Source organism: Mycobacterium sp. NPDC004974, assembly GCF_053600815.1.
The window spans coordinates 37222-51733 of sequence record NZ_JBSGAQ010000018.1; the positions used below are offsets into that span (position 1 = coordinate 37222).

Annotated in this window: 8 protein-coding genes; all 8 read right to left on the reverse strand. The window is 67.2% G+C overall.

Translation table 11 applies throughout. The features are described 5' to 3' along the window. Nucleotides 1-34: 34 nt before the first annotated feature. Nucleotides 35-706 (reverse strand): hypothetical protein, encoded by a 672-nt coding sequence (locus ACWEFV_RS29175; protein ID WP_450072736.1) that lies wholly within the window; start codon nucleotides 704-706, stop codon nucleotides 35-37. After that, the gene (locus ACWEFV_RS29180) at nucleotides 703-1110 is read right to left on the reverse strand and encodes an acyl-CoA thioesterase (RefSeq protein WP_135456460.1); all 408 of its coding nucleotides are present in this window, start codon (nucleotides 1108-1110) and stop codon (nucleotides 703-705) included. Before ACWEFV_RS29180 ends, ACWEFV_RS29175 begins: the two co-directional genes overlap by 4 nt. Further along, on the reverse strand, nucleotides 1107-5948 hold the full coding sequence (locus tag ACWEFV_RS29185; protein ID WP_450072737.1) for an NAD-glutamate dehydrogenase: 4842 nt from the start codon (nucleotides 5946-5948) through the stop codon (nucleotides 1107-1109). Before ACWEFV_RS29185 ends, ACWEFV_RS29180 begins: the two co-directional genes overlap by 4 nt. A 99-nt stretch (nucleotides 5949-6047) precedes the next feature. Continuing rightward, nucleotides 6048-7721 carry an energy-dependent translational throttle protein EttA gene (ettA, locus tag ACWEFV_RS29190; protein ID WP_450072738.1) on the reverse strand — a complete coding sequence of 558 codons (1674 nt, stop codon included), beginning with the start codon at nucleotides 7719-7721 and terminating at the stop codon, nucleotides 6048-6050. A 110-nt stretch (nucleotides 7722-7831) separates the two neighbouring features. Beyond that, complete coding sequence (locus ACWEFV_RS29195; protein WP_450072739.1) at nucleotides 7832-8293, reverse strand: single-stranded DNA-binding protein; 462 nt, start codon at nucleotides 8291-8293, stop codon at nucleotides 7832-7834. Nucleotides 8294-8455: 162 nt separating this feature from the next. Then, entirely contained in the window at nucleotides 8456-10492 is a 2037-nt protein-coding gene (locus ACWEFV_RS29200; RefSeq protein WP_450072740.1) for a cytochrome c oxidase assembly protein, read from the reverse strand. Between the two features lie 75 nt (nucleotides 10493-10567). Next, the gene (locus ACWEFV_RS29205; protein WP_450072741.1) at nucleotides 10568-12913 is read right to left on the reverse strand and encodes a glycerol-3-phosphate 1-O-acyltransferase; all 2346 of its coding nucleotides are present in this window, start codon (nucleotides 12911-12913) and stop codon (nucleotides 10568-10570) included. Then, entirely contained in the window at nucleotides 12910-14499 is a 1590-nt protein-coding gene (locus ACWEFV_RS29210) for an HAD-IB family hydrolase (RefSeq protein ID WP_450072803.1), read from the reverse strand. The genes ACWEFV_RS29205 and ACWEFV_RS29210 overlap by 4 nt, the downstream gene beginning before the upstream one ends. Nucleotides 14500-14512: the final 13 nt, after the last annotated feature.

Consider the following 14512-nt stretch of genomic DNA (forward strand, 5'->3'; position numbering starts at 1 on the left):
TCGAAGTCACCAGATGACACGTTGCGCCCGCTGGTCAACCCAGGATCAGTGCGGCGCTGCCGCGGCGGCGGTACACCGAGCCGAATCGGGCGTCGATGCGCAACCAAGACGGGTGTGCGCGGACCCGCACGATCTCCTGCTCGCTGACCTCGTTGCCCGTCTGCGGCAGAAATCCCATGGCCGTCAACGCGAAGACGCAGCGCATCGGGATGCCGATGCGGTATTCGCCCGCGCTGACCGCGATGACCTCCTGGTCGAGCAGCGAGGCCGGCGGCCCGTGGGCACTGCCGTGCTCGCGGGCCAGCGCACCGCCCTGCTGGGCCAGGTCGAGCATCACCCGGGCGGGGATGTCATCGAGGTGGACGAATCCGTCCTCGGGCGGCAAGCCACCGCGCCAGGCGGAGTCCATCGGGAAGCCTGGGTCGACGTATCCGTCTGCGGCAGTGGACAATCCGGCCACCAGCGCGTCGGCGCCCGCGGACAGGTCCGACGGACGCACCCGCCCGGCCACGACCCGGCTGGCCAGCACCTCCAACCCGGTCGCCACCCAGGCCACGGCTGTGCCGCCACTCCCCTGCCCGGCGGTCCGCTCCCGCAGCCGCACCACCGCGGCACCGTCCAGCCGCAAAGCACGGTCGAGGAACGTCGCGAAGTCGTCGCGGTCCCGCGGATCGTCGATCCACAGCCCGCGCTCGGTGGCGGTCATCGCAGATGGCTCTCCAGGTAGCCGCGCTGCTCGGCCGTCAGACGTTCCAGTCGTTGCTCGGCGATGTGTACCGCGGCCAGTTGGGTCTCGCCGATCACCGACGGCTTGGAGTCCGGGGCGGCATTCAGCGAGCGCACCTCGTAGCCGATGGTGAAGTCGACGGCCCGCACCCGCTTGGACCACATGGTCACCTGCAGCGGTGAGTCCACGAGCCGGAGCTGCCCCTTGTAGACGATTTTGACCTCGGCGATCAGCAGGCCGATCGTCTCGATCGTGGCGCCGAACGGCTCACGCAGAAAAGGTATCCGGGCCTCTTCGAGAAGAGTCACCATGGTGGCGTGATTGATGTGCTGGTACATGTCGATGTCCGACCAGCGCACGTGCACCGGCGTTGTAAAGCTCACGCAGTTGTTCCCGTTCCACTCGTTCGTGTCATGCTGCGGATCTGCCGCGCCGCCACCGACAGCGTTGCCAGATCCTGCTCACCATCTTGGTATATCTCGGTCAGCGTGCGACGGGCGCGGGTCACCCGGGAGCTGTTGGTCAGCTCCCACTCGGCGATCTTCTCCTCGCCGGTCTCGTCGGGTTCGCCGACCGCGAGCACGTCGAAGCACAGGGCCCGAAGTGAACCGTAGATGTCGTCGCGAATCGCCAACCGCGCCAAGGAATGCCACCGGTCGTCGCGGCCCAGCCGGGACACCGCGGTGAGCAGGCCATCGGCTCCGAGGCGATCCATCAGCGCGAAGTAGGTGTCGGCCACCTCGGCGGGCTCGCGATCCACGATGTCGGAGATGTCGATCACGTCGAGCAGGCTGTACTGGTACAGCCCGGTCGCCACCGCATACGCCAGTTCGTCGGAAACCCCTTGCGCGGAGAACTCCCCGGCCTCTTTCTCGACGATGGCCTTGTCGTCACCACGTAGCCATTGCGGCATGTGTGGGCGCAGGGCGGACACCTTCGCGGCGAACCGGTTGATCTCGGCACCGACCGCCAGCGGCTGCGGACGGTAGTTGAGCAGCCAGCGCCCGGCCCGGTCGACCAGCCGGCGCAGATCCAGCGTCATCCGGTCGGTGACGGACACCGGGACCCCGTCATCACCGGCAGCCCGGATCTCGCGCCACACCTTGCCGATCCCGAAGATGGCGTCGGTGGCTACGTAGCTGCGCAGCGCGTCGACGGGGCCGACGCCGACATCCTCGGTGATGCGGTACGCGTAGCTGATCCCGCTGGTGTCGACGAGATCGTTGACCAGCATGGTGGTGGCGATCTCCCGGCGCAGTTGGTGCGACCGGATCTCGCTGGTGAACGGCTCCCGCAGCTTCTTCGGGAAGTACCGCGGCAGCCGGGAGGCGAACACCTCCTGATCGGGCAGGTCGCTGGCCAGCACATCGTCTTTGAGATTGAGCTTGACGTGGGCCATCAGGGTGGCCAATTCCGGTGAGGTCAAACCGATTCCGGCGTCAACGCGGCGCCGGATCTCCTTCTCCGAGGGCAACGCCTCCAGCTCGCGGTTCAGCCCACGGTTGGCCACGAACTCCTTGATCATCCGGGCGTGGACCGAGAGCATGCTCGCGGCGTTGGCCCGGCTGGTCCCCATCAGGTCGTTCTGGTCCTTGTTGTCGGTCAGCACCAGGGCACCGACCTCGTCGGTCATCGACAACAGCAACTCGGTGCGTTCCTCGGGACTGACCTTGCCGGCGGTGACCAGCGAGTCGATCAGGATCTTGATGTTGACCTCGTGGTCGGAACAGTCCACGCCCGCGGAGTTGTCCAGTGCATCGGTGTTGATCCGGCCGCCGGCCAGGTCGAATTCGATGCGCCCCAGGGACGTCACGCCGAGGTTGCCGCCCTCGCCGATAACCTTGGCCCGCACTTCGTTTCCGCACACCCGGATCTGGTCGTTGGCGCGATCACCGACATCGGCCTCGGTCTCGGCCTTGACGTAGGTGCCGATACCGCCGTTCCACAGCAGGTCCACCGGTGCCTTGAGAATGGCCTTCATCAGGGCGGGCGGCGTGAGTTCCTCTATGTCGCCCTCGATCCCGAGTGCGGCGCGCGCCTGGGGGCTGATCGGGATGGACTTCTGCTGACGGCTGAAAACACCGCCGCCCTCGCTGATCAGCTTGGCGTCGTAGTCCTCCCAGCTGGACCGCGGCAGCTCGAACAGGCGCTTGCGTTCCACCCACGACACCGCCGCGTCGGGATTGGGATCGACGAAGATGTGCCGGTGGTCGAAGGCGGCGATGAGCCTGATGTGCTTCGACAGCAGCATGCCGTTGCCGAACACGTCACCGCTCATGTCGCCGACGCCGACAACGGTGAAGTCCTGGCTCTGGGTGTCCACCCCCATCTCCCGGAAGTGGCGCTTCACCGACTCCCACGCGCCCTTGGCGGTGATGCCCATGGCCTTGTGGTCGTAGCCGATGGAACCGCCCGAGGCGAACGCGTCGCCCAGCCAGAACCCGTAGGACTTCGCGACCTCGTTGGCGATGTCGGAGAACGTGGCCGTGCCCTTGTCGGCCGCCACCACCAGATAGGCGTCCTCTCCGTCGCGCCGCACCACGTCCGGTGGGGTGACGACGGCACCGGTTCCCTTGTCGACGTTGTCGGTCACGTCGAGCAGTCCGGAGATGAAAAGTTGGTAGCACGCAACGCCTTCGGCGCGCGTCGCCTCACGGTCGACGGCGGCGTCGCCGGTCGGCTCGGGCGGCCGTTTCACCACGAACCCGCCCTTGGCCCCGACCGGAACGATGACCGCGTTCTTCACCGCCTGAGCCTTGACGAGGCCGAGGATCTCGGTGCGGAAGTCCTCACGGCGGTCCGACCAGCGCAGCCCGCCGCGGGCCACGAACCCGAACCGCAGGTGCACGCCTTCCACCCGGGGTGAGTACACGAAGATCTCGAACTTGGGCCGCGGCAACGGCAACTCGTTGATCAGGCCGGGGTTCAGCTTCATCGCCACCACACCGCGTTGCCGCGCCGAATTCGGCTGCTGCACAAAGTAGTTGGTCCGCAGCGTGGCCTGGATCAGGGTGGCGAAGGCCCGCAGCACCCGGTCGGTGTCCAGGCTGACCAGGGCGTCGATGTCGGCGGCCACGGCAGCGGCCGCACCCTGGGCGTCCCGGGTACCCGCGGTGTCCTCGGTCGGGTCGAAGAGTGCCTCGAACAGTTGCACCAATGACCGGGTGGTGTGTGGGTTCTCGTTGACCACAGACTCGATGTGCGACTGGCTGTACGGGAAACCCGCCTGACGCAGGTACTTCGCGTAGGCGCGCAGGATCACCACCTGCTGCCAGGTCAGGTCGGCGCGCAGCACCAGTTCGTTGAACCGGTCCACCTCGACCCAGCCGTGCCAGATCGCGGTCACGGCGTCGGCGAACCGCTGGGCGGTGGCCTCCCGCGATGCCGCATCGGGCGCCTTGGGGATGCTGCGCTGCCTGGCCACCTTGAACTGATAGATCCACACCGGCAGGCCGTCGGCCCGGCGCACGGTGTAGGGACGCTCTTCGAGCACCACCACACCCATCGACTGCAGCATCGGCAGCAGTTCGCTCAGTGAGGCCGACTGTCCCCCGAGGTACCAGGTGAGCTGGGCCAGCCCGTCGTCCCCACCCTCGTCGAACACCAGCTTGACCGAATTGTCCTGCAGCCCTTCGATGATCGCGATATCTGCGATGGCATCCGCCGGGGCGACGGCTTGTTTGTAGTCTTCCGGGAACGCCGTCGCGTAGTGCTCGACGGCGGCCGGGCTGAGCGCCGCGTGCGCGGCGGCGCTGGTCATGCGGTCACCCCAGTTGCGGGTGGCCTCGGTCAGCAGGTTCTGGATCCGGCTCTCGTTCTCGGCCGAGGTGTCCACGGTGTGCGAGGCCGTGCCGTCGGGCAGCCGGACCGTGAAATGCACCACCGCCCACGGTGATTCGCTGACCCTGGCGGAGTAGTCGATGCTCTCCCCGCCGAGCTCGCGTACGAGGATGTCCTGCATCTCCAGCCGCACCGCGGTGGTGTAGCGGTCACGTGGCAGGTACACCAGGCAGGACACGAAGTGCGCCAGTTGGTCTGCGCGCAGGAACAGCAGGGTGCGGCGCCGTGACCCCAGGTCCACCACGGTCAGCGCCATGTCCAGCAGCTGCTTCGAGCTCAGCGCGAACAGTTCGGGGCGCGGGATGGTCTGGAAGATGTCGCGCAGCAGCTGCCCGGGATGGCTGGGGTCGCGGCGCGCCATGGCCAGCGCCTCCTCGACCCGCCGCGAGATCAACGGGATCTCCAGCACGTTGGCGTTCATCGCAGCCACCGTGAACAGGCCGACGAAGCGATGCTCGACGACCCGCTCGCCGCTCTCGCGTACGACGACGATGTACGGGTAGGCGCCGTAGCGCACATAGCTCGGCATCGTGGCCTGCGCCAGCACCATCAGGTCGTCAGGAGCGGTCAGCGGCGGGAGTACGTCGTCGCGCAGCTTGAGCACGCCGAGCCGGCTGGCGGGATCGACCGAGGCCTGCCCGTCGCTGATCGCGCACTGCTGATAACCGAGCAGCACGAAATGTCCGTCGGACAACCAACGCAGCAGAGCGGCGACATCCCTGCGGTCGGTGTTGGGAAACCGGCCCTCCACATCGGTGGCCACGTCGTTGGCCAGGGCGTGCAGCGCGGCGCCCATGGCCGCGGCGTCCAACCCGATCTGGCGCGCCTCGGCCAGGACGCCGGGCACCAGTGCGACCACCTCGGTCAGTGCCGGGCCGTCGGCCGCCCCGTTGACCGGAACGAGGATCCAGCATTCGTCGACGCCGTCGACCCCGGTGGCCTCGGCGGCGGGCTGGAAGTCCAGCAGCACCCCGTTGGCGTCGCGGCGCACCCGGAAGACCGGGTTCATGATGGCCGGGTAGGCGATGCCGTGGCGGTGCAGCAGCACCGTCACGGAATCCACGAGCATCGCCGCCTGCTCGGTGACGATCTGCAGGGCAGGGCCGGAGTCACTGTCCCCCGGATACACCATGACCTTGGTTTCGCCCGGCGCCCGTTGGCCGCCCAACGCGTAGTGGGCGGCCAGCGTGGCATCGGAGACCAGTCGCTCGGCCACGGCGACCTGAGGACCGGTGGCCGCGACCCCAGGCGCATCGGCCTGCGGAGCCCGATAGGTGGACAGGAAAGCCACCGCGAGCCGGTGGATCACCTCAGGCGGTGCCTGTGAGCGATCCCGGTCGCTAATTCCCTGTCCCCGAAGAGCTCCCGGCTCGGCCGTCATACGGATCACTCCCTACTCACGCCCATACACCGGCATTGGTGCATAGCTGCGACATTAGTAGCGTCACTGAGCCCGCTGCGCCGTTTATCCCGTCACGGCTCAGTCGCGGGTCAGTCTCCGGTGGGTCACCCGGTGCGGGCGTGCCGCCTCGGCACCGAGACGTTGGATCTTGTTCTCCTCGTAGGCACCGAAGTTGCCCTCGAACCAGAACCACTTGGCCTCGTTGGCGTCGTCGCCCTCCCACGCGAGGATGTGCGTGCAGGTGCGGTCCAGGAACCACCGGTCGTGGCTGATCACCACGGCGCAGCCGGGGAACTGCTCGAGCGCGTTCTCCAGCGACGACAGCGTCTCGACGTCGAGGTCGTTGGTCGGCTCGTCGAGCAGGATCAGGTTGCCGCCCTCTTTGAGGGTCAGCGCCAGGTTCAGCCGGTTGCGCTCACCACCGGACAGCACACCCGCCGGCTTCTGCTGATCCGGTCCCTTGAAACCGAACGCCGACACGTAGGCGCGCGACGGGATCTCGTTCTGGCCGACCTCGATGTAGTCCAGTCCATCGGAGACGACCTGCCAGACGTTCTTCTTCGGGTCGATGCCGGCGCGGCTCTGGTCGACATAGCTCAGCTTGACCGTCTCGCCGACCTTGACCTCACCACTGTCGGGCTGCTCAAGCCCGACGATGGTCTTGAACAGCGTGGTCTTGCCGACACCGTTGGGACCGATGACGCCGACGATGCCGTTGCGCGGCAGCGTGAAGGACAGGTCCTTGATCAGGGTGCGGCCCTCGAAGCCCTTGTCCAGGTGCTCGACCTCGACCACGACACTGCCCAGTCGCGGCGGGGTCGGAATCTGGATCTCTTCGAAGTCGAGCTTCCTCGTCTTCTCGGCTTCGGCGACCATCTCCTCGTACCGGCCGAGGCGGGCCTTGTTCTTGGCCTGACGGGCCTTGGCGCCCGAGCGGACCCAGGCCAGCTCGTCCTTGAGCCGCTTCTGCAGCTTCTGGTCCTTCTTGCCCTGGACCTCGAGGCGCTCGGCCTTCTTCTCCAGGTACGTCGAGTAGTTGCCCTCGTACGGGTAGGCCCGGCCGCGGTCGAGTTCGAGGATCCACTCGGCGACGTTGTCGAGGAAGTACCGGTCGTGGGTGACCGCCAGGATGGCGCCCTTGTAGCTGGCCAGGTGCTGCTCGAGCCACAGCACGCTCTCGGCGTCGAGGTGGTTGGTCGGCTCGTCGAGCAGCAGCAGGTCCGGCTTGCTCAGCAGCAGCTTGCACAGTGCGACACGGCGGCGCTCACCACCGGAGAGGTGGGTGACCGGCTCGTCCGGCGGCGGGCAGCGCAGCGCGTCCATGGCCTGCTCGAGCTGGGAGTCGATGTCCCAGGCGTCGGCCGCGTCCAGTTCCTCCTGCAGATGGCCCATCTCTTCCATGAGCTCATCGGTGTAGTCGGTGGCCATCAGCTCGGCGACCTCGTTGTACCGGTTGAGCTTGGCCTTGATGGCCACGCCGGCCTCGACGTTCTCGCGGACCGTCTTGGTTTCGTCGAGCTGCGGTTCCTGCATCAGGATGCCGACGCTGGCGCCGGGTGCGAGCAGCGCGTCGCCGTTGTTGGCATGGTCGATGCCGGCCATGATCTTCAGCACACTCGACTTACCAGCCCCGTTGGGACCGACGACGCCGATCTTCGCGCCGGGCAGGAAGTTCAGGCTGACGTCGTCAAGGATGACCTTGTCGCCGTGCGCCTTGCGAACCTTGCGCATCGTGTAGATGAATTCGGCCATGCCGTGATGTGCCTTTCTGAAGCTTCTCGGGAACGTCGGATGGGCGCTTGCGCGGAGGGTCGCGTCAAGCCCAACTCACTCGCGCCCATCCTAGGCGTGACCGAAACCGGCTAGGCCGACAGTGGCAGGTCATCCTCGTCGGGCTCGGTTTCGGCGGTGGCGTCCGCCGCCTCGTCGGTCACGCCGCCGGGCTCGGGTTCCGGGCCGGCTGACGGCTTCGGTAAGGGTGCCACCTTGGCCGTGCAACGCGACAGATCCGGACCGACGGCGCTGGCCCGCACCTCCACCGACGACCGGCGCACGCCCTCCTTGTCGTCGTATTCGCTGGTGTAGAGGTGCCCGACCACCACGACGGCATCGCCGCGCCCCAGCGAGGCACTCACGCCCGTGGCCAGATTTCCCCAGCAGTTGACGGTCACATACAGCGAGTTGCCGTGCTCCCACCTGCCCTCGGGGGTGCGCCGTCGCGAGTTGCTGGCCACCCGGAACTTGTACAACTCCTGATCACCGAACCGCAGCCGGACCGGGTTGGTGACGATGTTGCCGACGATGTTGAACGGGGTCTCGAACATTTTTCTGGTTCCTTTCGCTTCACTCTGGCTCCGGCGGCCGGTGCGGAAGCGTCGACCGCCTTACGCAGCCATTGACCGTCGGCGGTCCGACGCCGGAACCCGCGGCGGACCCGATGCACCCGTCGGCTGGGGATGAAACGCAGGCTGGGGATAACTCCGGTATCAGCCGGAAGGATGGTCGCGCCGGGCCATCTCGGCGAGCATGGCGTTGTAGGCCGCCAGATCGGCGCCGTCATCGCGGTCGGCGGCCCGGTCCAGCCGCTTGGCGGTGCGCTGATCGCTGCGCCGCCACTGGATGAGCAGTGCCAGCATCACGATGACCAGCGGGACTTCTCCGGCCGCCCAGGCGATGGCGCCGCCGAGGTGCTGGTCGCCGAGCAGGTCGGTGTGCCACGGCAATTGCAATGACCGGTAGAAGCTCGCGCCGAGCACGGTCTGCATGCCCATCATCACCACACCGAAGAACGCGTGCAGTGGCAGCGAGGAGAACACCATCCCGATCTTGACCAGATGCGGGACGGGTCTCGGGGTCGGGTCCACCCCGATGACCACCCAGTAGAACAGGTAGCCCGAGAGCAGGAAGTGGACGTTCATCAGGATATGTGCGGCGTGGTTGCTCACCGCGACGTCGAAGATGCCGCCGAAGTACAGGCCGTAGAAGCCGGCGACGAACATGACGGTCGCGACGATCGGATGGGTCAGGAACTGCGACACCTTCGAATGCAATGCCGCCAGCAGCCATTCCCTGGGGCCCGGTGGCGCACCGCGACCCGCGGTGGGCAGCGCCCGCAGGGCCAGGGTCACCGGGGCACCCAGCACCAAGAGCACCGGAACCAGCATGGACAGCAGCATGTGAGCGATCATGTGCATGCTGAACATCGCGGGCATGTAGCGACCCATCCCCGACGAGGTCGTGAACAGCAGGACCGCGCAACCCAGCAGCCAGGCGAATGTGCGGCCGACCGGCCAGACATCGCCGCGGCGGCGCAGCCGGTACACGGCGGCCAGGTACATCGCCGCACCGACGATCGCCGCGGTCCCGAACAGCAGATCGAAACGCCAGTCGAACAACACCCGAGCGACCGTCGGAGGCCCGGCGAAGTCGTATCCGATCGCGACCTCGGTGGCGCTGGGGATCCTCGGCTCGGGCGGCGGCGGGGTGCGTCCCAGCCCGACGGCGATACCGAACGTCACGCCGAACAGCGCCGCCTCCGTCAGCGCCAGCCGGATCAACGGTCTGCGCGCACCGGGGTCGGCGGCCAGGGCGGTCAGGCTGACCTGGCGCTGCCGCCAGCCCAGCACGCCGAGCAGGCTGAGTGCGACGACCTTGGCCACCAGCAACCAGCCGTAGTTGGTGCGCACCAGATCGGGCAGTTGGATCCGTACCAACGCGTTGAGCACACCGCTGATCGCCATGGCGATGAAGCACCACAGCGCCAGCGCCGAGAAGCGGCGTGCCGCCAGGACGGTGTTCGGGCCGTCAGCCCCGACCCCGGTGCCGGCCCGGATCGCGTGCGCCAGCAAGGCGAGCAACCCGCCGGCCCACAACGCGGCAGCCACCAGGTGGATGAACAGGCTGTTGGTGGCCAGATCGTGGGCACCGCCGGCCGAGGAGTGTCCGGTCAGAACCAGCGGCATCAACGTCAGCAGTGACCCGGCCAGCAGCACCGGTGTCCACCCCCACCGCAGCACCGGGAGGCTCGCGATGGTGACGGCCGCGGCCAGGATCGCCGTCCAGCGCCAAGCGACGGCGACATCGACCAAGCTGGCCGCCGACCACACGTCGACCGGCCCGAGATGATCGAGCAACGGCTGTCCGGACACGTCGGAAATCGTCAACGGAACCAGCAGCGCCGCACATACGGTCCACACGCCCGAGGCGGCCGAGCCGAGCCGCAGGGCGCGGTAACCGGCGACGTCGAGCACGCCGTTGGTCTGGGGTGCCGCCAGGAACGCCGCAAACAGGAAGGACCCCACTGCGACGACAGCGGCGATCTCGCCGGCGGCCCGCACGAACGGCAGTCCATAGGTGGTGACCGGGCCGGGATCGGGCAGACCCGTGGCGGTCAGCGCGTCGGCCAGCGACAGCGCGCCGATGCCCGCGGCCACTGCCCCGGCCAGCAGCCCCACGCCGACCAGCACAGGCCACACCACGCTGTTGCGCACGCTGGACGCGGCCACCTGGCCGGCAGAAGTCATGGTGCAAGGGTATGGCGTGGGCTCCACCACACCCCCGGCCGCCGGACAAATCCGTGTCGGCAGCCCGGCCGTCTCCTAGCCCTGTAGGAATCGCTGGGCGCGACGCTGCTGCTCCCGGACGTAGAACTGCTCACGCGCGATCTCGTCGACCTTGTCCATGTCGGCGACGATCCCGCGCAGTTCGTCGCGGAAGGCGTTGCGGCGCGGCTGCAGATCGGGGCCGTCGACCAGCAGGTTCTGATCGGCCGCCACCTGACGCGCGGTGGCGAACAGCAACGCCGAAACCGACTCGTTGCTGCCTACCCGGCCCTGAGCGACATACTGGCGCCCCACACCCAGCGCCCGCTTGGTCAGGTCCCGCTCCCCGATCTCCGCCGGTGCATCGCGCAGCACATCGGCGACGATCGCGTAGGCCTCGAAGAACGGGCGCAGCATGGCGCCCACCAACAGCGGTCGCTTGCCGCGCAACATCTGATAGATCTCGTCGCCCCCGGCCGCGACCTTCTCTTCCCAGTTCTCGTACCAAGACATCTCTTCGGCGACGTTGTCGCGGAAGGAGGCCGAATCGGCGAAATAGAAATCGAACTTGAGCAGATCGCGCAGCCGCATCACCTGGTCCCAGAACGCCTGCAGCGGGTCGCCGGCATGAGCGGCATGGGCCAGGGCCAGCTCGACGATCGAGGTCTCCTGGAACGCGTGGATCAGCGAGTTGCGGTAGAACGCCGCCTCCAGTTCGTCCTCGGGTGCGATCCGCCACACCGGTTCGCGGCCGCTGTCCACCATCGTCACGGGGTGACCGCCGGAGAGGGCGTCGACGGCCGAGCGCACCCCCTCAGCGGTACGCAGCCGCAGTGCGCTGTTGGTCACCGGAGTGTTCTTGCGTTCCAGGTAATCCAGTGAGTCCTGCAGCGTGTGGTGCAACTGATCGAGGGTCAGCGCGATCCCCCGGGCGCCCAGCAGCAGCGCCGAGACCAGGTTGGTCGCGCTGACCGGGGTGACCCGCAGAATCCGCCAGGCCACCTCGAACGCCATCTTCTGCATTGCCAGGCGTTTGGCCGCCTCGTCGTGGGCCATGTCGCCGCCCGGCTCACCGAGATGCTCACGCATCGAAACCGCTTCGGGGAAGCGGACATAGATCTTGCCGTAATTGCGTTCGCCCTGTGCCTTGATGAAGTTGTACAACCAGCTCAGGCCCTCGGGCGTCTTCTCGCCACCGCGGGCGTACGCGGCGTACTCGGCCGTCTCGTGCAGCTGGTCGAAACTGATCGACACCGGCTGCAGCAGGATGTCGTCACTGCGGCCGTCGAGGTATGCATTGGCGACATAGGCGAGCAGTCCGAGCTTGGGCGGCAACATCTTTCCAGTCCGCGACCGGGTGCCCTCGATGGACCAGTTCAGGTTGAACCGCTTCTCCACGATATAGCCGACGTACTGCCGCAGCACGTACTTGTACAGCGGGTCATCGAGTTTGCGGCGCAGGAAGATGACGCCGGAATGCCGGAACAGTGGACCCATCAGGCCGAACGACAGGTTGATCCCGGCGAACGTGTAGACCGGCGGAAGCCGGTTCTCCTGCATGGCTACCGGGACGATGACCCCGTCGAGATACGAACGGTGGGAGAACAGCAGCACCGCCGGATGTTGTTCCAGGGCATGGCGCATCGACTCGATCTCGGAGCGGTCATAGTCGATCCGCGGATCGAATCCACGGCTGAAGATGGCCCGGCCCAAAGTCGGGATCAGGTCCACCGAGAACCGGCTCCATCCGGTGGAGAGCTCGTCGAGCATCTCACCGGCCTTCTCCACCGTCGCCCCGGGAATCTGCTCCAGGCCTTGACGGAAGCGTGCCGAGTCGAGCATCTCCGGCTTGACCAGCCGCGGCGACTTGTACTCCGGGCCCAGTAGACGAAGCTCCACCCGCTCGATTGCCAGCGCCGCCCGACGAAGGACGAATCGTGCGAATTCCCTGGGGTTTTCCGCGACCGTGGTCTCACTCCACTGCTTGCGCAGCTCCGACACCTTGGCCGGTTCACCGGCGACGACCCGTGCGCGCGTCGGGTTCTTACGCAGGATGCGACGCTGCAGGATGTCCGGCGGTCGGTAGGTGTCGCGGCCCGAGATCAACCCGACCACTTTCAATCGGGTGGGTAATCCGGCAGGCACCCAGAACACCCGGACCGGAACCACCAGCCGGTCCTCGTCCGATTCCAACTCCTCGACCAACCGGGCGACCGCTCCGGGCGTGGGTTCGTCGGTGGCGGGCAACTGCAGTACCTCGACCGTGGAATCGGGGTGTTCGCGTCGCTGCGTTTTGAGCCACTCGTTGAGCAGCTCGAGTTCGGCCGGTGACGACACCGACGCGAGCACGAGCGCATCGCCAGTGGGGCTGAAGCTGGGGAACTCATCGAGCCCCGCAGTCACGGCCGGCCCTTGGGGGTCGACTGCGATGACGCGTTATCCGGTTCGGGCCCAGACTTTTTCGCCGGCGCCTTCTTCGCCGGTGCATTCTTGGCCGCCCGGCGCGGAGCGGCCTTCTTCGCGGGTGTGCGGGTGTAGATGTCGAAAGTGGGCAGTTCGTCCTGCGGCCAGGAGCCGAGGGTGTCGAGGTAGATCTGGCGGATCTCGGCGATGCGGTCGGCCAGGTTGTCGACCGTCCAGTCCTCTACCGATATCGGCGGGTACACCGCGACGTCCACCTTGCCGGGGTTGAACGTGCTGGAATCGCGGGCCGCGATCACCTCGGCGTTTCGGATCACGATCGGCACGATCGGAACGCCCGCGGCCATGGCGATGCGGAACGGGCCCTTCTTGAACTCGCCGACCTCGGTGGTGTCCAGGCGGGTGCCCTCGGGCGCGATCAGGATCGACAAACCTTTGCGGGCAAGCTCTTCCACCCTGTGCAGGCTTTCGACGGCCTTCTCCGGATCGTCACGGTCGATGAACGCCGCGTCCATGACCTTGCCCAGTGGACCCATCAACGGGTTGCGCTCGAGCTCCTTTTTCCCGACGCCGGTGAAGTCCACCCCGACCAGCCGGCCCGCGATCATCGGGTCGGCCTGATTGCGGTGATTGAAGATGAACACCGCGGGGCGCTGCGCGGTCAGGTTCTCCTCGCCGAGGACATTGAGTTCGATGCCGGTGGTGAGCATCAGCAACTTGCTCCAGTTCGAGGTGAAGAAATTGACCCCGGTGCGCTTGTTGCGCGTGAGCAATCCGAGTCCGATCGCCCCGGCGGCGACGGTCGGAATGGTGGCCAGGCTGGCGAGCGTGCGCAGTTGCGCGACCGGGCTGCTGCCACTGCGGCTGCTGAACTTCAGTACGGGCCAGCCGCGTTTGGCGGCGACGGCGGCCAGCTTGCCGGCCGGATTCGTCGGCCGCGGATTGCCCACCAGGTACATCAGGGCGACGTCCTCGTCACCGTCGGCGTAGAAGTAACTCTTGGTCAGGTCCACCCCGTTGGCCGCCGAGAAGTTCTGCACCGCACGGGCTTTGCCGGGCCCCCAGATGACCGGTCTCATCACTTCCCCGGTGATCAGGCCGTCCTCGTCGGTCTCGAACTTGTTGCACAGCACGTTGTCGATGCCGAGAAAGCGTGCCACCGGCTCCACCTGAACTGTCAGCGCCGAGGAGCTCAGCACCACGGTGTGGCCACGGGCCATGTGGGCGCGCACCATGGCGCGCATCTCCGGGTACATGCGGCCCTTCACGTGCTGGACGAACAGCCGCTCGCCCAGCTCGTCGAGATCGCTGAGCGAGTTGCCGCGCAGCATCCGGGCGCCCTTGCCGATCAGGTCCTCGAACTCGGAACGCCCCAGCTGGTGGTTGAGCCCGGCCTGCACCATCCCGATGAACTCGCCGACGCCCATCTGGCCGCGGCGCAACCGGTCCCGGGTCATGATCACCCCGGTGAACCCGGCCACGAGTGTTCCGTCCAGGTCGAAGAACGCGCCGATCTCCGGGCCCTCCGGGCTCCCCTCGATCTCCGCCAGGGTGCCGGGCAGCCGCATCTGCCTGGTTCCG

Bases quoted from the DNA above. Each gene is read 5' to 3' on its own strand.
- ACWEFV_RS29175 (WP_450072736.1), bottom strand. From the start codon at position 706: ATGACCGCCACCGAGCGCGGGCTGTGGATCGACGATCCGCGGGACCGC.
- ettA (WP_450072738.1), bottom strand. From the start codon at position 7,721: ATGGCCGAATTCATCTACACGATGCGCAAGGTTCGCAAGGCGCACGGC.
- ACWEFV_RS29210 (WP_450072803.1), bottom strand. From the start codon at position 14,499: ATGCGGCTGCCCGGCACCCTGGCGGAGATCGAGGGGAGCCCGGAGGGC.
- ACWEFV_RS29185 (WP_450072737.1), bottom strand. From the start codon at position 5,948: ATGACGGCCGAGCCGGGAGCTCTTCGGGGACAGGGAATTAGCGACCGG.
- ACWEFV_RS29195 (WP_450072739.1), bottom strand. From the start codon at position 8,293: ATGTTCGAGACCCCGTTCAACATCGTCGGCAACATCGTCACCAACCCG.
- ACWEFV_RS29200 (WP_450072740.1), bottom strand. From the start codon at position 10,492: ATGACTTCTGCCGGCCAGGTGGCCGCGTCCAGCGTGCGCAACAGCGTG.